Origin of the sequence: Chryseobacterium sp. Chry.R1 (assembly GCF_039645525.1) — a bacterium.
Taxonomy (GTDB): domain Bacteria; phylum Bacteroidota; class Bacteroidia; order Flavobacteriales; family Weeksellaceae; genus Chryseobacterium; species Chryseobacterium proteolyticum.
Genome location: NZ_CP151793.1, coordinates 3581907 through 3602164, shown reverse-complemented (window position 1 = coordinate 3602164; position 20258 = coordinate 3581907). Strand labels below are relative to the sequence as shown.

Genomic DNA, 20258 nt, shown 5'->3' with positions numbered 1-20258 from the left:
TTATGAAAAGAGTTTATTTCTTACTGGCATTTGCTACTTTCGGCCTGAATACATACGGACAAAAAACAATCGACCAGAAAGTTTCTGAGCTTCTGTCCAAAATGACATTAGAAGAAAAAGTAGGACAATTGGTTCAATATAGTGGTTTTGCTTATGCAACAGGACCTCAGAATTCCAATTCGGCAACTGTTCTTGAAGAAATAAAAAAAGGTAAGGTAGGTTCCATGCTCAATGTAGCTGGTGTAGAAGAAACAAGAGCTTTTCAGAAATTAGCATTGGAATCAAGGTTGAAAATTCCATTATTGTTTGGGCAGGATGTGATCCATGGCTATAGAACAACATTCCCTGTTAATATCGGACAAGCTGCGAGCTGGGATTTAGGATTAATTGAAAAGTCTGAAAGAATTGCAGCAACGGAAGCTTCAGCATATGGCATCCACTGGACTTTTGCACCGATGGTCGATATTGCCAGAGATCCGAGATGGGGAAGGGTCATGGAAGGCTCGGGTGAGGATACATATCTCGGTACTTTAATTGGCCTGGCAAGAATCAAAGGATTTCAGGGGAAAGGTTTAGGAAACCTTGATGCTATAATGGCCTGTGCCAAACATTTTGCAGCCTATGGTGCTGCAGTGGGTGGCAGAGATTATAATTCTGTGGACATGAGCCCCAGACAATTGAATGAAACTTATTTACCCCCTTTTAAAGCAGCAGCAGAGGCCGGAGTTGCTACGTTTATGAATTCATTTAATGACATTAATGGAATTCCTGCGACGGCAAACCAATACATCCTCAGAGACCTGTTAAAAGGGTCGTGGAACTATAAAGGCTTTGTGGTTTCAGATTGGGGCAGCATTGGTGAAATGGTGAACCACGGATATACAAAGGATAAAGCGGAAGCTGCTGAAAAGGCTATTATCGCAGGAAGTGATATGGATATGGAAAGCCGTGTTTATATGGCTGAACTTCCCAAACTTGTAAAAGACGGAAAAGTAGATCCGAAATTTATTGATGATGCGGCCAGAAGAATTTTAATTAAAAAATTCGAAATGGGGTTATTTGATGATCCTTACCGTTTTAGTGATGAGAAAAGACAAAAAGAACAGACTGATAATCTTGAGAACAGGAAGTTTGGGAGAGAGTTCGGTTCAAAAAGTATCGTCCTTTTAAAAAATCAGAATAGCGTTCTGCCACTTTCAAAATCTACAAAAACTGTAGCTTTGATAGGTCCTTTCGGGAAAGAAACTGTTGCTAATCATGGTTTCTGGTCTGTAGCATTCAAAGATGACAATCAAAGAATTGTGAGCCAGTTTGATGGAATTAAGAATCAACTGGATAAAGGTTCCACATTATTGTATGCCAAAGGATGTAATATTGACGATCAGGATCGCTCTATGTTTGCTGAAGCAATAGAGACGGCAAAAAAAGCGGATGTGGTTATTATGACCTTGGGTGAAGGGCACGCTATGAGTGGAGAGGCGAAGAGCAGAAGCAATATTCACTTTTCTGGAGTTCAGGAAGAATTATTGAAGGAAATTGCAAAAACAGGAAAACCAGTTGTTTTAATGATTAATGCAGGAAGGCCTTTGGTTTTTGATTGGGCAGCGGACCATATTCCAACAATTTTATACACATGGTGGCTTGGTACTGAAGCAGGAAATTCAATTGCGGATGTCCTTTTTGGTTCTGTAAATCCGGGTGGAAAGCTTCCGATGACTTTTCCCAGAACTGAAGGTCAGATCCCTGTGTATTATAACCATTATAATACCGGAAGACCGGCAAAAACCAATAAAGAAAGGAGTTACGTTTCAGCATATATCGATCTGGATAATGACCCTAAATTTCCTTTTGGATATGGATTGAGTTACACAAAATTCAAATATTCCGATATGAAATTAAGTTCTGAAAATCTTAGAGGAAATCAATCTTTACAAATTAAAGTTAATGTTTCCAATAATGGAAATTATGACGGCGAAGAAGTCGTGCAGCTTTATATTAGAGACTTATTCGGAAAAGTGGTAAGACCGGTAAAGGAGTTAAAAGGATTTCAAAAAATATTCCTGAAAAAAGGAGAAACGAAAACTGTGAGTTTTACACTGTCACCTGAAAATTTAAAATTCTATGACGACAAGTTGAATTTTGATTGGGAAGGGGGGGAATTTGAAATTATGGTAGGAACAAACTCTCAGGAAGTTCAGACAAAGAAAATTAATTGGATTAAATAGCCAGGATTACTAATGCGGGTAGTAGCCCGCTTTATATTAACGCATATGAAATTTTTTTTTCGAAATAGTTTACATGTATGGGTTGGAGGGATGCTGCTGTTTTCAGTGTTAGATTGTGCTTCATATAAAACAGATTCCGGCAGGAAGCTGATCTGGAGTGATGAATTTAATGGAAAGGGATTACCTGATTCATCAAAATGGAATTATGATGTAGGCGGAGGTGGTTTTGGAAATGAGGAAGCTCAGTATTATACAAAAGACCGCCCTGAAAATGCAAGAATCGAAAATGGGAATCTGGTGATCGAAGCAAGAAAAGAAGCATGGGATAAAAATAAATACACATCTGCACGACTTTTAACCAAAGGGAAGTTCTCTTTTCAATATGGAACAATTGAAGTAAGGGCTAAATTACCCAAAGGAAGAGGAACGTGGCCTGCCATATGGATGATGAGTGAGAATATGAAGAAGTGGCCGGATGATGGAGAACTTGATATTATGGAACATGTGGGATTCAATCCCGGATACATCCATGCATCAGTGCACACGAAAAAATACAATCATATCAAGGGAACTCAGAAAACAGATACTTTGATTGTTAATGATGCCAGTGAACGCTACCATGTGTATAAAGCAGACTGGACGCCGGAAAAAATAGAGGTTTATATTGACGATAAAAAATTTTTCACGTACGAGAACGAGGAAAAAACAAACGAAGCCTGGCCCTTTAACCGGCCGTATTATATCATTTTGAATTTGGCTATAGGTGGATTCTGGGGTGGAAAAGAAGGAATTGATGACTCTATTTTTCCTCAGAAGTACTATATAGATTATGTACGGGTTTATCAGAATAAATAATGAAGGGAGTTGCACAGCTCCGTAAAAACAGGAAGTAATAATAATGAAAAAACTAATTGTAAGCTGTCTTATTGCAGGGATAGCCAGTCATGTCAATGCACAGAATTACTGGAAGAAGAATGCCGGAAAATCGGCCAGGGTTATACTGACGAATTCCAAAACTGATGAAAAGATGGTAGATAAGGGAATGGTGCAGTTTGCAAAATTTGACCAGCCTAAAGAAAATGAAGCCTGTGTTTTTGTAGATCCGGATTTTAAATATCAGAAACTGATCGGAATCGGAGGTGCAATAACAGATGCAGCTGCAGAGACGTTTTATAAACTACCGAAGGATAAACAGAAAGAAATCATAGAAGCCTATTATGGTAAGAATGGATTAGGCTATACTGTAGTGCGTACCAATATGAATTCATGTGATTTTTCAAGTGATTCGTACACGTATGTAGAAGATAATGATACCTCATTAAAATCATTCTCCGTTGCTCATGATGAAAAATATAAAATACCGATGATCCAGGAAGCTCAAAAGGCGATAGGGAATCAGTTCAAATTGTATTTTTCACCATGGAGCCCACCAGCATGGATGAAATCGAATAAAAATATGCTGAATGGAGGCCGGCTTGAGAACCAGTATTATCAGACCTGGGCGGATTATTATATAAAGTTCATCAGGGAATATGAAAAAAGAGGAATCAAAATCTGGGGGTTAACTGTACAAAATGAAGCCATGGCTAAACAAACCTGGGAATCTTGTTTGTACACTGCTGAAGAAGAGGCCGCTTTCCTGAAGAATAACCTGGGACCCACTCTATGGAAAAACGGATTTAAAGATAAAAAAGTAATGATCTGGGATCATAACAGAGATCTGATCTTTCAAAGAGCCACAACAACTTTAAGTGATCCTGAGACTTCAAAATATGCTTCAGGAATTGCATATCATTGGTATGAGACTTGGCACAATAAGACCCAGTTGTTTGATAATGTTGGGGAAACACACAGGGCATTTCCGGATAAGTTCCTGGCTTTTACAGAAGGATGTAAGGAAGTTTTCAATATGTCAAGGATCAATGATGTAAGTCTTGGAGAATTGTACGGGAAAAATATGATCAATGACTTTAACAGAGGTACATCATTATGGACGGACTGGAATGTTTTGCTTGACGAAACAGGAGGGCCGAATCATGTAGGAAATTTATGTTTTGCTCCGATTATTGCAGATACCCAGTCAGGAGAAGTACATTATACCTACGAATATTATTATGTAGGGCATGTTTCAAAATACATTAAACCCAATGCACAAAGAATTGGAAGTTCTACCAATACATCAGGCTTGATTTCTACCTCATTCATGAATGAGAACGGCCAGTTGGTTACCGTTATTATGAATAATACAGATAGTGATATCAATGCGAGCCTCTGGATCGAAGGAATGGCTGCCAAACTTCCTGCGCCGGCGCATTCCATACAAACAGTAATTCTATAATACACTTCATATTAATATTTTTTTATTAAAGTAGGCTGTCTTTTTTAGACAGCCTACCTTGTTTTTTATTAAAAAATAAAAATGATATTTATAATTCCTCCAGTAAAACATAGGTTCCTACAGATGTTCTTGTAGATGCTCCTGAAACATAATATCCTGAGTTTCCGGCATTACTTCCTCCATAACGTACCTTGAGTTCAACATACGCGTTGCCAGCGGAACCTGTTGTTACGATGATAATAGGAGGAGTAACACCCCCATCATCAAAGGTTTCTGTAGACGATTCCGTATATCCCTGGGTTGTTACGATTGCTTCAGCGTCACCACCGGCTGAAAACAGAGATGTGATATAACCGGGAGTAGTATTGCTATTACCAGTGGTACTTCCTTTAATTCCAATGTATCCGGTTATTTTAAATGTTTTATTGGGGGGTAAATTGATTCTGTCTTTTTGGCTATTAAAGGACAGGTGATCTGTATTAATACCGCTTACCACACCATCATATGTTAAGTTGTAGTCAGTCCCTTTTGTAGTAAGAAACTGCGATGAGTTTTTGGAAAGTACCGCATAGATTTTTCTTCTGATCACTTCAGGATTGCTGTCCGATAATTTCTCAACATTCACTTTTTGAACAATCCCATTATCATCTGATGTTAAGATATATTTCGGAGCGGATGCAATACTGTCTACTTTCCTGATTCTTGTGTTTCCATTTACATCAAGAGCAGCAGTTGGGGCTGTTGTGTTAATTCCTACCTGTCCAGTTTGCGAGTACGCAAGTGGCATAATGCTTATAAAAATAAGTATTTTTAACTTCTTCATAATTTGTTGCTTTTTGGCAAAGTTAAATTAATTCAATTATAAGAGAAAAAATACGAATTAAATATATTATGTTTGACATAACCAAAACACTTTTATCCCATCTTTTGTAAAATAAACCTATTGAGTTAAAACTGTAATGTTTTACGTCATTAATAGTAAGTTAGGAAGTAAAAAAAAACAGGCTGTCTTAAAAAGACAACCTGTTTAATTTTTTATTAAGAAAGTTGATTATTTCTCAACGTCATACTTACTAATTACTTTCTGAGTAACACCCGAACTACTGAACCCACCGTCATGGAACAGATTCTGCATTGTTACTTTTTTGGTAAGATCAGAGAAAAGTGTAACACAGTAATCTGCACATTCAAGTGCCGTAGCGTTTCCAAGTGGAGACATGTCTTCTGCATATCCAAGGAAACCTCCGAAACCTTTTACTCCACTTCCGGCAGTGGTAGGAGTAGGAGACTGGGAAACCGTATTTACACGAACTTTTCTTTCCCCCCAATAGTTTCCGAATGTTCTCGCGATACTTTCAAGATAAGCTTTGTTATCAGACATATCATTATAATCAGGGAATGTTCTCTGAGCAGCAATATAAGTAAGTGCTAGGATGCTTCCCCATTCATTCATACAGTCTTTTTCCCATGCCACACGCATTACTTTATGGAAAGAAACAGCGGAGATATCCCATCCTTTTTCCAACCAGTCGTAGTTCATTTCTGTATAATGTTTTCCTTTTCTTACATTTACGGACATTCCTATGGAGTGAAGGATGAAATCTATTTTTCCGAATTTTGCGATCGCAGCATCAAAAAGTTTTTCAAGATCTTCAACAGAAGTAGCATCTGCTCCGATAACCTCTGAGCCTGTTTTTTCAGCTAAACCGTTAAGTTCTCCCATTCTCAAAGCAATAGGAGCATTAGATAAAATAAATTCAGCTCCTTCTTCATGGCATCTTTCAGCAACTTTCCATGCGATCGATTGTTCATTAAGGGCCCCAAAAATAATTCCCTTTTTGCCTTTAAGTAAACCGTATGACATAATTTTTTAATGTTTATTAATATTACAAATGTAGCGATAATTTGTGTTTAGAACATAATAAAAAAACGGAGCCTTATAAAAAGGTTCCGTTTTTTTGAAAATATTTATATGACTGAAATTTTAATTGGTTTTTTTATTCCATTCCGCCTTTACATCTTCAGCCGCATCCTTGGTTTTTTCCCAGGCTTCATCCGCCTTATCCTTGATGTCTTCCCAAGTGTCAGAAATATTAGCTTTTACCCTGTCAAGCCAATCTTCTTGACTAGCTTCTTCGTCATTGTTTCTTTTTTCATTGATATAATCCCTAGCTTTGTCTGCTAAATCATTAATTTTCCATTTCGCATCGGTCGCTGCATTTTTTAAAGAGTTTTCTGTTTTATTTACTGCGTCCTCTGCTTTGTTGTAATCCGAATTGTTCATAACATTTATTATTTAGTGTTGTTTATAGTAAAACAATAACCATTCCTAAAATCCGGCTCTGTTGTTAAAATTTTCATAATCTTTTGTTATAGTTTTCTAAATCCGTTTTATCTTTAAAGGGATAAATACAATCTTGATATATGGAAAAAATACGTTGTGGATGGTGTGAAAAAGATGATCTGTACAGGAAATATCATGATGAAGAATGGGGGAGTCCTGTTTATGATGATCAAAAGATTTTTGAATTTCTGATCCTTGAAAGTTTCCAGGCAGGATTAAGCTGGTATACCATTTTAAGCAAAAGAGAACATTTTACGAAGGCTTTTGATGGCTTTGATTATAAAAAGATTGCAAAATACCAGGATAAAAAAATTGAGGAGCTTATGCAGAATTCCGGCATTATAAGAAACAGGCTGAAAATTTTAGCAACGGTCAACAATGCACAGAAGTTTATGGAAGTCCGGAAAGAATTTGGAACTTTTTCCAAATATATCTGGGGTTTTGTAGGTGGTGAACCTATTGACAATAAGCCCAAAAGCTTGAAAGATGTTCCAGCCACTACTGAAATTTCCGATATTTTATCCAAAGACCTCAAGAAAAGAGGTTTTAAATTTATGGGATCAACGGTAGTATATGCCCATATGCAGGCGACCGGTATGGTAAATGATCACATCGAGAACTGTTTTCTGAGGTTGCAATCCTGATACAACAACAAAATTATATAAAACTAAAAACGATGAATAGAATTTTACTTATGGCAGGTCTGATCTGCGCAAATTTAATGTTCGGGCAATCCAAGAAGTCACTTGAAAAGAGGCCTTTTATTCCGGTTGAAATCACTAAAACTGATGGTTCTACTGAAAATATTTTGTTAAGAGATATTTATTTCCCCAAAGCTGAATCCTTTATGGGGATTGTAGCACAAAATAAAAATAAATCTGTTTTTGAGAATGAACAATTATTTGAATACAAAACTTCTGAAGCGTCGGAGATCAAGAAAATAGGGTATCATGATATTCAAAAAATAAAGGTAGTAGATAAGTATGATGATGAAGTTATTGGTTATGAAAAGCTGAGCATTAAAAAATTGAGTAAGGATAATGATGTAAAAGATAAAAATTATACAGCCATCCTTCCCATTCTTTACGATGGTAAAATAGATATTTACGGGTATGAATATACAGTTTGTGGCAATGGTATGGGATGCATGTACGCAGGCACGATTATGTATTAAAAATGACAAATCAGATTTTGCCGTAATGCCTGTTGATGTGGATGAAGTTTCACTGTTTAACCTGGGAAGCCTCGATGAAAAATTAATTAATGCTTTTAAATATGCCGGTGGGGATTGCCCTGAATTTGTAAAGTATCTGGATAATCTTTATATAAAATTACAAGACAGGGATTTTAGGAAAAAAATGAAGCAGGACATTAAAGATAATTACCAAAAAGCGATTGATGAATCTAAAGGTCTTGATAAAAAAGATAGATTCAATTATGTTACACGAAAAAGATCCGAATATGATATTAAAATGTTTGTGAAGATCATCAATGAATATGAAAAGAATTGTCCATAAAACAAAAGGATTTCAATTTTGAAATCCTTTTGTTTTTTTCTTATTATTTTATTATTCTCTCCAATACCCATTCAATAAGGTTCTTTTCCGATGCATGGTGATCAGAGGAAAATTCCCCACGTCTTCTGTTGGCAATTACATTATTTACGGTAATTGCTTTGTGTCCCAATAGCTTTGAAAATGCATAAATTGCCGAAGTTTCCATTTCGAAATTAGTAATGCCAAGTTCGTTCAATGTTTCCAGGAATTTATCATCCAGGGATTTCAGACGAAGTTGTCTGCCCTGTGGAGCATAGAATCCAGGGAATGTGGCGGTATTTCCATGATATCTGGCATCTTTGTAGTATTCAGCAATATCTTCAGCCCAGTCAGCAAAATAAAGCATTGGCTTAATTTTCTCATAAGGGAACTTTTCGATAAAGTTCTTTGAAAAAGCATTTTCAAAATGGTAATCCTTATAAAAGTGCATAAGACCATCCAAACCTACAACATTTTGGGTTACCAGCATATTGTCCACCTGTACATCTGGATTCACGCTACCGCATGTTCCCATACGGAAAAGTTCAAGCGCCTTATGTTCGGTTTTAATTTCCTTATTTTTAAGGTCGATATTAACCAGGGCATCCAGCTCATTCATTACAATATCGATATTCTCCGTACCGATTCCGGTGGACATTACTGAAATTCTTTCACCGCGTAAAACTCCTGTGTGGGTATAGAATTCCCGTTTATTCTTTTTAATCTCTACTTTATCAAAATACTGAGATACTTTCGGAACCCTGTCAGGATCACCAACCAGGATAATTTTATCCGCAATATCTTCAGGTAAAAGGTTTAAGTGGTAAACACTTCCGTCATCATTTAGTACCAGCTCGGAAGCTGCAAGTTTATTTAGCATATTATGTTTATTTTTTTATGTCAATGAAAATGGCATCTTTATAAGGAGAACTTACAAGCTCATAAATAGAGCCGTACTCTTCTACGATCCTTTTCTGGCCATTGAAAACTTCGTAAACGGTTACTGTTGTTTTTTCAAAGTTTTTAGGATCTTTTCTCTGGGAAGTAATTTCATAAAAATGATTATCTTTTTTCAAAACAGAAACCAACTCTTCTTTAGTTGAATTATTCGAAGACATCATTCCCGGAAAATCCATTACAACATCTTTTAATTCGGTATAAGTTTTATAAGGTTTGGTCTCGCCGTTGGAGTAAACGTAAACTTTAGGTACGGCCTGATCCTGTACCAGACGGATCAGGTAATAATCATTACCCTTTTTTTCTGCATATACAGCCATTTCCTGACCTAATTTCTGGGCAAAAATCCCAAATGAGAAAAGACTTGCTACAAAAGCCAGTAGTAATTTTGTTTTCATAATGATATTTCGTTTTTGATTAGTTGTAAATATATAAAATCCTCATCCCATTAATCTCACATCATATTTTAAAAAGAACAGGCAGTATATCCGGCTTTTCAGTATAATGAATTTGGTTTCGGGGTTTAAAATTAATAAAAATTCATGAATTAAAATATAAACATTATTTAATCCAGATTTAAAACTGAGATAATGTATGATGATTACATTTGCCGCTAAAAATTTCATGAAATACTCTTTACTGCTTATTATTTTAACTTTCGGTTTTGCAATCATGTCATTTAATCCTACAGATAAAGGGACGAAAAATGAAAATACTTTTATCAATAACGGGTTAACCGACTTTAAAAATAAGCTTGAACAGTTGAAAAGAGATGTTTACCTGTTTGGGGATGATAAAATATCTCTTGAAGATCTGCAGAAATCATTGAGTACTACCCGAAACTCTTTTAAGGAAATAGAATTCTATATTGCCTATCATTACCCTGAATTCACAAAAACCCATCTTAATGCTGCTCCTTTATTTCATATTGAGGCAGCAGGAACGTCAGCCTATACTTTGCCCCCGGAAGGATTACAGGTTTTGGATGAACTGATTTACTCGGAAGAGGCAGCTGAACAGAAAGAGAAAATAAAATCCATTACTGATTTTTTGTACAATAGTTATTCTAACTTTTATTTAAGCTCGGTAAAAAACGGATTGAGCAAAGGTGTCAATAAAACATTACCGCTTCGTATAGAGTTAATAAGGATTTATAGCTTGGGAGTTACAGGCTTTGATACACCCGGTTCTTTAAATATTTCTGAAGAAGCAGCGTATGCGCTTTTGGGAATAAAAAAATACATTAATGATGATCTTTATTTCAGGAATTATAATATTCAGAAAGCAAATACCATTCTTTCTGATGCAACCGGATACCTTGCAGTTAATAAAAATTTTGAAACATTTGACCGCATTGAATTTTATAAAAAATACATCCAGCCTCTTTATGAAGAATTTGGAAACTGGGACGGAAGAACAGATGACCTCAAGGCGTTTTCGGGATGGAACGCTCAGAACAAAAACTTTTTCAGCAGCGATTTTCTGGATCCCTATTTTTATACCCTTTTAAAGGCATCTGAAGATAATCCTGAGCTTAAGAAACTGGGCAAAGAAATATTCTATGACCAAAGTGTAAGCGGAAATGGGAAAATGAGCTGCGCTACATGCCATTTGCCGGAAAATGCTTTTACAGACCTTAAAGCAAAGTCGCCAAGTAATGTTGAAGGAAAAACCGTGTTGCGGAATTCTCCTTCTTTATACAACGCAGTATTTGCTAAAAGATTTTTTTACGATATGCGTGCTTTTTATATTGAGCAACAGGCAGAGCATGTTATCTACAATGAACAGGAATTCAATACGAGCTATGAAAGTATTATTAAAAAATTAAAGGAAAAACCGGAATATAAAAGAGCATTCCGTGCAGCATTTAAAGATGGGAAGATCAGTAAAGAGAATTTCTCCAAAGCATTGAGTTCATATGTAGCTTCCCTTTATTCTTTTGAAAGTGATTTTGATCGCTTTATGAGGAATGAGAAAGAAATCTCAGATGATGCTAAAAAAGGATTCAATTTATTCATGGGAAAAGCCAACTGTGCAACCTGTCATTTTGCCCCTCATTTCTCAGGACTGGTTCCTCCCTTCTATAATGAGAATGAATCGGAAGTGTTAGGGGTTACAAAAGCTCCGATCAGTAAACTGCCTTTAGAACTGGATTCTGATTTGGGAAGAGTGAAAAGCCCGGTGAAAAAAGAAAATTCCTGGATCTATGAAAATTCTTTTAAAACCATGACAGTAAGAAATATTGCGCTTACAAAGCCTTATTTTCATAATGGAGCATTTAATACTCTGGAAGAAGTGCTGGATTTTTATAATGAAGGAGGAGGCGAAGGTCTGGGGTTAAAAATAAATAACCAGACTTTACCAGCGGATAAACTTAATCTTACCGAAACTGAAATGAAGCAGATCATTGCATTTCTAAACGCTCTGACGGATGTAAGCAAAAGATAACAGGGAAGTGTTTATAATGAGAAGGCTAAGGCTTATTTTGATTTAATAAATGAATTTCGAAATTCGAAATGAACGTGCTATACTTAAAAAGTAATCGTATTAAGTTCAATATTCCACTTATATGGTAATTATCACATAACCACGAATTTCAAATCCTGCATCATATTTAACACAAACTTAATTCACTTAACATTGGGTTTTTAATTTTGTAACATTGCTGATGCTTTATTTAAAACTCTATTAATAGAGGGCTGGTGATAAAAAAATAGTTTTGCAACATCTAATAAATCGAAATTATTATGAAGAAAAAACTACTAACAGTTGCAGCTCTTGCACTCGTATCAGGTTCTGCCCTTCAGGCACAGACCTTTGTTTTCAATAAAAATGCCTCATGGAGGTATATCGACAACAACCAGGCGCAGGTTACCCAGTGGAAAGATACCAATTTTGATGTTTCTTCCTGGTCTACAGGAAACGGTCCGTTAGGATATGGTGATCCTGTAACTACCACTATTAATTCAGGTCTTACTGCAGCTTATTTTGCAAAAGACTTTAGTGTTAATCTTGCTGATCTTTCCGATACTATGGAGTTAGGAGTGATGAGAGATGACGGTATTGTTGTATACCTTAACGGACAGGAAGTGGTAAGGGACAATATGCCTACCGGAACTATCGCTTTTAATACACCTTCTGTGACCACAATTGACGGTGCTGCAGAGAATGTATATAATGTTTTCTCGATTCCAAAATCAAAATTTGTTAACGGAAACAACAGGATATCCATTGAACTGCACAACAGAAGCGGACAAAGCTCAGACCTGAGAATTGATGCTTATTTAAAAACGGTAAGCGGAACAACGAATCCTGTTGGTTGTAATGCGGCTCACATCAGTTGTTTCACTTCTATTGTTCCTACTTCACAAACCAATAAACTGATCATCCCTGCCGAGCATAAATATCAGCTTATTTTAAAAGAAGGAGATGCCTATACACAAGGAGGTGGATTAGTAGGTGGACAGAATGATTTTACCGCTTATGTTGCTAAAAACGCCAGCTCAACCGATGGTTATCTTTCAGTAAACCATGAAACAAATCCAGGTGGAGTTACGATGGCGGAAATCAATTATAATGCTTCAACGAAGCTTTGGCAGCTGACAAAATCCAGAGCTGTGGATTTCTCTACACCAAGCCTTGTACAGACGATCAGAAACTGTTCAGGAGGTATTACTCCTTGGGGAACTGTGGTTACAGCTGAAGAATCTGTAACCTCAAGTGATACCAATGCTGACGGATATAAAGATTATGGTTGGTTGGTAGAAATTGATCCTGCAACGGCTCAGGTAATTTCACAGAATGCGGACGGTTCTAAAGGGAAATTATGGCAGATGGGTATAATGAATCACGAAAATGTAGTGATCAATAATGCAGGAACGACAGCTTATTATGGTGAGGATGGAGGAACCCATCTGGTTTATAAATATGTAATGGATACACCCAACAACCTTTCATCAGGTAATCTTTATGTACTGAAACTGGATCAGGGATTAAGCAGTACAGGAGATCCGGTAGTAAATACAGCAACATGGATCCAGGTACCTAATAAGACAAAAGCAGACCAGAATAATACAAATAACCTGGCTTTTTCATTAGGAGGTACAAAATTCAACGGAATAGAAGATGTGGATATCAGCCCATTGGATGGGAAGATTTATTTTACTGCAAAAGGTTTAAATAAAGTATATCGCTTACAGGATAACGGAACTACCGCTTCTCAAGTAGAAACGTTTGTCGGAGGGCTTTCTACTGTATATTCTTTCAATACGGCACAAGGGATCAAATCAGAAGCATGGGGAGATGGGAATGACAATCTTACTTTTGATGAACTTGGAAACCTTTGGGTGTTACAGGATGGAGGAAAAAATTATATTTGGGTAGTAGCTCCGGATCATACTCAGGCGAATCCTAAAGTGAGACTTTTTGCTTCTATGCCGGCTGGTTCTGAGCCTACAGGACTTACCTTTACTCCAGATCATAAATTCGGATTCTTTTCGATTCAGCATCCGGATGCGACAATCTCTACAGATGTGGATGCCACTGGAAATACAATTGACTACAGAGGAAAATCTGCCACCATTGTTGTCGCTCTTAAAAATAATTTAGGACAAAACGGTACTTTGGGAACAATTGACGCTAAAACCGAAAGTACAGTTAGTGTAGCTCCAAACCCGACGTCAGGAATTGTGAAGATCAATTCTTCTAAAGGCTTGAAAGATATTTCTGTAACAGCCTACAGCTTGGATGGTAAAATTGTATTCACAAAGAAATTTGCAGGTTCTCATACTGCGTTGGATTTAGACTTTACATCCCAACTTGAAGCTTCCCGTGTTTTGATAGTAAATATCGAGGCAGAAGGATTCCAGAAAACAGTAAAAGTGATAAAGAAGTAATGTATTAATATTCAGTTGCTGCCGGTAATTCTGTTATCGGCAGCTTTTATCTATCTATGAAAAAACTTTCCTTATTAATTATTTTATTCGCACTGAACTACAGCTATGCACAGATTGATCCGGTAAAATATCTTACCTACACGACTATCGAAGATGCTTTAAAAAGTGAAAAGCCGGTATACAGTATGAGTTTCAGAGGTAAAGGTTTATTTAATCTTCCTTCTGATATCAGAAAATTTACTTCCCTGTTCTTTCTTAATATCATGGGAAATAATCTGGAAAAGATGGATCCTGAACTATTTGCTTTGAAGAATCTGGAGATACTGAATGTCAATGAAAACAGCATCAAGTTTATTCCGGATGAAGTAGGAGAGCTTACTCAATTGAAAACCCTTTCAATGAATCTGAACAGCCTGACCTCTGTTAATCCCAATATTGCCAGGTTACAGCAATTGAAAGTAATTCATCTCGATGCTAATAATCTGAATGTTTTCCCGGAAGCCTTAACGGAAATTCCGGCATTGGAGGAAATTAATCTCCAGGATAATCAGATCAGCTTTATTTCCGAACGTCTGAATCAAATTAAAAATTTAAAATACCTGAATCTGGCAGCAAACCAGATCAATGATCTTGGCAATCTTGAATTTCCCAAGAATCTGAAGTATCTGGAATTACAGCAAAATGCTATTTCCAAACTACCTGAATCCCTTTTTCAATCAAAGAATCTGGAGTTCCTTAACGTGAGCCAGAATAATATTCAGGAAATTCCGGCAAAAATAAAAGGATTGAAAAATGTGGTAAGTATGAACTTTGCAAACAATAACTTAAAAGACCTGCCTAAGGATATTTCTCAGCTGAAAAATCTTAAAACATTGATATTAACGGGGAATCCTATGGATAAGGCCACCATTGAAAAATATAAGAAATTGCTACCTGATACTCAGATCTATTTCTAAGCTATCCGCCAACCCTTTTCGTTTTATAGCCCATATCTTTAAGAATCTCCATAATCTTATCTCGGTTATCCCCCTGAATAATGATCATCCCATCTTTTTCTGATCCTCCGATCCCTAAAGTGGTTTTGATCTTTTTGGAAATTTTTTTCAAATCTTCTTCACTCCCTTCCCAGCCTTCAATCACTGTAACAGGTTTTCCATTTCTTCCTTTTTTTTCAAACTTGCATATCAGGGGTTCTTTCTGCTTGAATTTTTCTTCAGGCATTTCAAAATCCTGCTCTTCATGGTCAGGAAAAAGGTTCTTTAGTTGATCTCGTAAATCCATAAAGCAAAATTAAAAATAATAATTAATACCTCGCCGCAGATTTTTCATAATCATAAGCAAAAAGTATTCATTCCAATAGTATATGCCGTGAATGCCTATTGATTTAAAGCAAAAAAACTTTGTATTCCACATTAAATACAAAGGCGATTTTTATATTTTTGGAATTCATAAAATACACTCAACTAAAATGAGATCATGAAAATAAAAGCAAGGACCATTCTTATAGCATTCACTTTAATTTTTGCAGGGGTAAATGCTCAGACAAATTTTTCCACAAATCCTCTGGATGCTGTCTTTGAAACAAGAGATACCGATAAATTCTGGAAAGCTTTTGATCAGATAGAAACATCAACGAAAAATCCTTTTGCAGATTATGTAAAAGACGGATCTCCCGGAGTAAAAGGTTTTATGGAATTCAGGATCATCAATGCCGATTCTTTATATTCAAAAGTAAAAAAGAAGAGGGAAGATTATTTAAAAAGCCGGAATGTACTGAGTGGGATCAAACAAAAAGAAAAAAGGACAAGGGCAATTTACAGCGCGTTAAAATATTGGTATCCCGAAGCTAAATTTCCACCCGTATATTTTGTCTATGGAAGATTTAATTCCGGAGGAACGACTTCTAATGATGGTATTATAATTGGCACTGAAATGCTTAAAAATCTGGATGGTGTTACGGGGCTTATTGCTCATGAATTGATTCATTTTCAACAAAATATTATGGGAAATGACATGCTGCTAAAATATACCTTGCTTGAGGGAGGAGCGGATTTTGTCAGCGAATTGATATCTGGTGAAAATATTAATGTAAAAGCATTTCAATATGGTGAAGCACATGCTGATCCTTTAAAAAAAGAGTTTGTCGCTTTATTAAAGGGAAACAGTGCTACGGACTGGCTTTATGAAACCAGTAAAAAAGATGACCGTCCTAATGATTTAGGATATTGGATGGGATATAAAATTTCAGAAGCCTATTTTAATAAACAAACAGATAAGCACAAAGCAATCCATGATATATTGAATATCAAAGATCCCTTGTTATTTTTGAAAGAAAGCGGTTTTTTAGATCAATACATTAAAGAATACACAAAGAAAGGCCACAAAAAGTTTGAAAACTTTTTTAAAGCGTAAACTGTAAACGTTTGAATATTTGAATTGCTGAAAGTTCATATCATATATGATGCTGTTCCTAGGAATAGAGATTAAGCAGCCACCATTATTATTAATGAGAATCTTATTGAATTTCAAAATCCGGTACTGTAAAAAAATCCATTGTTTAAAGAGAAATAAATAAAAGCTTTAATAAAAATTTAAGTCTTTAAAAGGATCAGTTTCATTGGAAAATAGGTAAATTTGTATATTAAAAGTTACAAAAAATGTCGAAAAAAGCAATACTGGCCATACTTGACGGATGGGGACTGGGAAAAAATCCTGAAGTTTCAGCACTTGATAAAGCCAATACACCATTTATAGATAGTTGTTTTCATAAATTTCCACACACCACACTTGAAGCGAGCGGTACTGCAGTAGGTCTTCCTGCAGGGCAGATGGGGAATTCAGAAGTAGGACACATGAATCTTGGAGCAGGAAGAGTGGTTTACCAGAATCTTGTAAAACTGAATATGGCTGTAGAAAATGGAACCCTCGGGGAAGAAAAAGTCATTCAGGAAGCTTTCGAATATGCTAAAAGGGAAAATAAAAAAGTACATTTTATCGGATTGGTTTCCAATGGAGGAGTACATTCCCATATCAATCACTTAAAAGGTCTTTTAACCGCGGCTAAAAATTTCGGATTGAATGAAAATGTTTTTGTCCACGCTTTTACGGACGGTAGAGACTGCGATCCGCATTCAGGATTGGGATTCATCAAAGAACTTGATAAACATATGCTTGCTACGACCGGTAAACTGGCAACTATTGTCGGAAGATATTACGCCATGGACAGGGATAAGAGATGGGAAAGAGTGAAATTAGCTTATGATGCGCTAATAGAAGGCGTAGGACTTCAAACAACTGATGCATTGGCAGCAATCCAGCAGTCATATGATAATAATGTTACTGATGAGTTTTTAAAGCCGATTATCCTTATGAATACTACGGAAACAGGTAATGTGGTTCCTGTAGCTAAAATTGTGGATAATGATGTGGTTATTTGCTTTAACTTCCGTACCGACCGGGGAAGAGAGATCACAGAAGTTCTGTCTCAGAAAGATTTTCCGGAATTCTTTATGCGTAAGCTGAATCTGTATTATGTTACCCTTACCAACTATGACAAGACCTTTAATAATGTAAAGGTAGTTTTTGATGAAGAAGTTTTACAGGAAACGATGGGGGAAATCATCGAAAAAAACGGTAAAACGCAGATCCGCATTGCAGAAACAGAAAAATATCCTCACGTTACTTTTTTCTTTTCCGGTGGTAGAGAGAAAGAATTTGTAGGGGAAAAAAGATTGCTTTGCCCAAGCCCTAAAGATGTTCCTACTTATGATCTTAAGCCTGAAATGTCTGCCTATGATATTACCAATGCTATTGTTCCGGAGCTGGAAAATGAAACTGCGGATTTTGTTTGCCTGAACTTTGCGAATACGGATATGGTAGGACATACCGGAGTATTTGAAGCTGCTGTAAAAGCTGCTGAAACGGTAGATAAGTGCATTGAGAAAGTGGCTACTACAGCTTATGAACATGGTTATGCCGTCTTTATCCTTGCAGATCACGGGAACTCAGATGTCATGATCAATCCTGATGGGACACCAAATACACAGCATTCCACGAATCTGGTACCGCTTATTATAATGGATAAGGACCGTACCTGGAATTTAAAACCGGGGAAATCCGGAAAACTGGGCGATGTAGCTCCGACTATTTTAAAAATAATGGGAATAGACATTCCGGAAAGTATGACAGGAGATGTTTTAGTTAACTAAGATTACCAATAAAAAATAAAAAATGCCGTTACATTAATAATGGCATTTTTTATGATATATGTCATACATATTATGAGAGACATACGTTATTATGCTCTAAATAATAAATAAATCCTATCTTTGTATATTAATTATAATAAATCTAAATAACTGAAATGTATCAAACGCTGGTAAGGAAGGAAGTGATGAGTATTCTAGAAAAGGAAGTAAGTTCTTTTCTGGAAAAGTTTTTGACGCCAATTGAAAAAATATGGCAACCCTCAGATTACCTTCCGGATCCGTCAAGTGAAAATTTCAAATATGATTTAGAAGAAATTCAGACCTTCGCTCGTGAAATGCCTTATGACCTTTTTGTAACCCTTATCGGTGACTGTATTACAGAAGAGGCTCTACCATCCTATGAATCTTGGTTAATGGGTGTAGAAGGTATTGATCAGGAAGAAAAAGTAGGCTGGGCCAATTGGGTAAGATCATGGACAGGTGAAGAAAACAGGCATGGTGATTTGCTGAATAAATATCTTTATTTATGCGGCAGGGTTAACATGAGAGAAGTAGAGATTACGACTCAGTACCTTATCAGTGACGGTTTCGATCTTGGAACAAGTATGGATCCTTACAGAAACTTTGTATATACAAGCTTCCAGGAAACAGCGACTAATATTTCGCATAGAAGGGTAGGAACTTTAGCTAAACAATCCGGAAACGGAAAATTGGCAAAAATGTGTGGAGTGATTGCAGCAGACGAAGCAAGACACGCTAAAGCATATAAACATTTTGTTGCAAAGATCCTTGAGCTGGATCCGTCGGAAATGATCCTGGCATTTGAAGATATGATGCGTAAGAAAATTGTTATGCCGGCTCACTTAATGAGACAGTCAGGACAGAAAGCAGGTGAGTTGTGGGGACATTTCTCAGATGCCGCACAAAGATGTATGGTGTATACCGGTCAGGATTATATCAATATCATGAAAGATCTGCTTGACGAGTGGAAAATAGAACACATCAAAGGTCTTACTGAAAAGGCTGAAAAAGCACAGGAATACCTTATGAAGCTTCCGGCGAGATTACAGAAAATTACAGACAGAGTTTCTACTCCTGACTTACAATTCCAGTTCAGTTGGGTGAAAAGTTAGGTATGTAATACTTAAAAAATAAAAGTAAGAGTGCCAAGTGTTTTTGGCACTCTTTTTATTTCTTATCTTTGCACAGCTAAAAACGCAGAAAATGTTAAATAATAAAAAAATTGCTGTAGACTTCGACGGAACCATCGTTGACGATGCTTATCCGGGGATCGGAAAAGCGAAGATCTTTGCATTTGAAACTTTAAGAAAACTTCAATCCGAGGGTTACAGGTTAATTCTTTGGACATACAGACACGGAAAAACATTAGATGAGGCAGTAGAATTCTGCAAGAAAAACGGAATAGAATTTTATTCTGTAAACGGTAGTTTTGAAGGAGAAGTTTTCGACCCTGAAACACAATCCCGAAAAATTGATGCAGACTGGTTTATTGATGACAGAAATTTAGGAGGTTTTCCGGGATGGGGAGAAATCTATAATATTATCCACGAAAGGATAGAATTCCGTGTGGAAGGTAAAGAAGTTTTAGCATACTCCAAACTTAAGAAAGAAAAGAAAAAAGGTCTTTTCTGGTAAATTAATAGATATGAGAAGGAGACATTAGAAATTAGATTTTTGCATGTCTTTTATTAAGATTAAATCATTAATCTAACTTCTAAAATCTACTATCTAACAT

19 protein-coding genes are annotated in these 20258 nt (G+C 36.3%); 13 read left to right on the top strand and 6 right to left on the bottom strand.

From position 1 onward, the window contains the following. The first annotated feature begins 2 nt into the window (after window positions 1-2). From bglX to AAEU33_RS16365, 3 genes are read left to right on the top strand one after another with little or no spacing between them, the layout of a single operon-like run. Window positions 3-2225, top strand: coding sequence for a beta-glucosidase BglX (gene bglX / locus AAEU33_RS16375; RefSeq protein ID WP_345988857.1), 2223 nt, complete (start codon window positions 3-5; stop codon window positions 2223-2225). Between the two features lie 45 nt (window positions 2226-2270). After that, window positions 2271-3080: a glycoside hydrolase family 16 protein gene (locus tag AAEU33_RS16370; RefSeq protein ID WP_345988854.1), complete on the top strand. Its 810-nt coding sequence runs from the start codon at window positions 2271-2273 to the stop codon at window positions 3078-3080. A gap of 43 nt (window positions 3081-3123) precedes the next feature. Next, window positions 3124-4563 (top strand): glycoside hydrolase family 30 protein, encoded by a 1440-nt coding sequence (locus AAEU33_RS16365; protein ID WP_172283285.1) that lies wholly within the window; start codon window positions 3124-3126, stop codon window positions 4561-4563. Between the two features lie 88 nt (window positions 4564-4651). Here AAEU33_RS16365 and AAEU33_RS16360 read toward each other — a convergent pair whose 3' ends face one another. The 3 genes from AAEU33_RS16360 to AAEU33_RS16350 form a co-directional block, all read right to left on the bottom strand. Next, complete coding sequence (locus tag AAEU33_RS16360; RefSeq protein ID WP_345988850.1) at window positions 4652-5386, bottom strand: hypothetical protein; 735 nt, start codon at window positions 5384-5386, stop codon at window positions 4652-4654. A gap of 228 nt (window positions 5387-5614) precedes the next feature. Then, window positions 5615-6427, bottom strand: coding sequence for an SDR family oxidoreductase (locus AAEU33_RS16355; protein ID WP_172283283.1), 813 nt, complete (start codon window positions 6425-6427; stop codon window positions 5615-5617). A gap of 120 nt (window positions 6428-6547) precedes the next feature. Then, window positions 6548-6847, bottom strand: a complete 300-nt coding sequence (locus tag AAEU33_RS16350; protein ID WP_172283282.1) for a hypothetical protein — start codon at window positions 6845-6847, stop codon at window positions 6548-6550. A 140-nt stretch (window positions 6848-6987) separates the two neighbouring features. Here AAEU33_RS16350 and AAEU33_RS16345 point away from each other — a divergent pair, with 140 nt between their 5' ends. Genes AAEU33_RS16345 through AAEU33_RS16335 form a run of 3 tightly spaced genes read left to right on the top strand, consistent with a single transcriptional unit; the run spans window position 6988 to window position 8424 of the window. Further along, window positions 6988-7551, top strand: coding sequence for a DNA-3-methyladenine glycosylase I (locus AAEU33_RS16345; protein WP_345988847.1), 564 nt, complete (start codon window positions 6988-6990; stop codon window positions 7549-7551). 32 nt (window positions 7552-7583) lie between these two features. Next, complete coding sequence (locus AAEU33_RS16340) at window positions 7584-8081, top strand: hypothetical protein (protein ID WP_345988845.1); 498 nt, start codon at window positions 7584-7586, stop codon at window positions 8079-8081. Then, the gene (locus AAEU33_RS16335) at window positions 8020-8424 is read left to right on the top strand and encodes a hypothetical protein (RefSeq protein WP_345988842.1); all 405 of its coding nucleotides are present in this window, start codon (window positions 8020-8022) and stop codon (window positions 8422-8424) included. Before AAEU33_RS16340 ends, AAEU33_RS16335 begins: the two co-directional genes overlap by 62 nt. A gap of 43 nt (window positions 8425-8467) precedes the next feature. Here AAEU33_RS16335 and AAEU33_RS16330 read toward each other — a convergent pair whose 3' ends face one another. Together AAEU33_RS16330 and AAEU33_RS16325 are read right to left on the bottom strand one after the other, a co-directional pair. Next, window positions 8468-9322, bottom strand: a complete 855-nt coding sequence (locus AAEU33_RS16330) for a nucleoside phosphorylase (protein ID WP_345988839.1) — start codon at window positions 9320-9322, stop codon at window positions 8468-8470. Between the two features lie 7 nt (window positions 9323-9329). After that, window positions 9330-9797: a hypothetical protein gene (locus AAEU33_RS16325; RefSeq protein ID WP_172283278.1), complete on the bottom strand. Its 468-nt coding sequence runs from the start codon at window positions 9795-9797 to the stop codon at window positions 9330-9332. Window positions 9798-9993: 196 nt separating this feature from the next. Between AAEU33_RS16325 and AAEU33_RS16320 the strand changes: the two genes are divergently transcribed. The 3 genes from AAEU33_RS16320 (at window position 9994) to AAEU33_RS16310 (ending at window position 15250) form a co-directional block, all read left to right on the top strand. Continuing rightward, window positions 9994-11847, top strand: coding sequence for a cytochrome c peroxidase (locus AAEU33_RS16320; protein WP_345988835.1), 1854 nt, complete (start codon window positions 9994-9996; stop codon window positions 11845-11847). Window positions 11848-12146: 299 nt separating this feature from the next. Next, a complete protein-coding gene (locus AAEU33_RS16315; RefSeq protein ID WP_345988833.1) occupies window positions 12147-14294 on the top strand; it encodes an alkaline phosphatase PhoX in 2148 nt (715 codons plus the stop codon). 56 nt (window positions 14295-14350) lie between these two features. Then, window positions 14351-15250, top strand: a complete 900-nt coding sequence (locus tag AAEU33_RS16310; protein ID WP_345988831.1) for a leucine-rich repeat domain-containing protein — start codon at window positions 14351-14353, stop codon at window positions 15248-15250. 1 nt (window position 15251) lies between these two features. Here AAEU33_RS16310 and AAEU33_RS16305 read toward each other — a convergent pair whose 3' ends face one another. Continuing rightward, window positions 15252-15575, bottom strand: a complete 324-nt coding sequence (locus tag AAEU33_RS16305) for a translation initiation factor (protein WP_172283272.1) — start codon at window positions 15573-15575, stop codon at window positions 15252-15254. A 195-nt stretch (window positions 15576-15770) separates the two neighbouring features. Between AAEU33_RS16305 and AAEU33_RS16300 the strand changes: the two genes are divergently transcribed. The 4 genes from AAEU33_RS16300 to AAEU33_RS16285 all read left to right on the top strand — a co-directional run bounded on the left by AAEU33_RS16300 (window position 15771) and on the right by AAEU33_RS16285 (window position 20158). Next, window positions 15771-16706 (top strand): DUF2268 domain-containing putative Zn-dependent protease, encoded by a 936-nt coding sequence (locus AAEU33_RS16300; RefSeq protein WP_345988829.1) that lies wholly within the window; start codon window positions 15771-15773, stop codon window positions 16704-16706. 245 nt (window positions 16707-16951) lie between these two features. Continuing rightward, complete coding sequence (gene gpmI / locus AAEU33_RS16295; protein ID WP_345988827.1) at window positions 16952-18502, top strand: 2,3-bisphosphoglycerate-independent phosphoglycerate mutase; 1551 nt, start codon at window positions 16952-16954, stop codon at window positions 18500-18502. 155 nt (window positions 18503-18657) lie between these two features. Then, window positions 18658-19635 (top strand): acyl-ACP desaturase, encoded by a 978-nt coding sequence (locus tag AAEU33_RS16290; RefSeq protein ID WP_172283267.1) that lies wholly within the window; start codon window positions 18658-18660, stop codon window positions 19633-19635. 91 nt (window positions 19636-19726) lie between these two features. Then, window positions 19727-20158, top strand: a complete 432-nt coding sequence (locus AAEU33_RS16285; protein WP_172283266.1) for a hypothetical protein — start codon at window positions 19727-19729, stop codon at window positions 20156-20158. Window positions 20159-20258 lie beyond the last annotated feature (100 nt).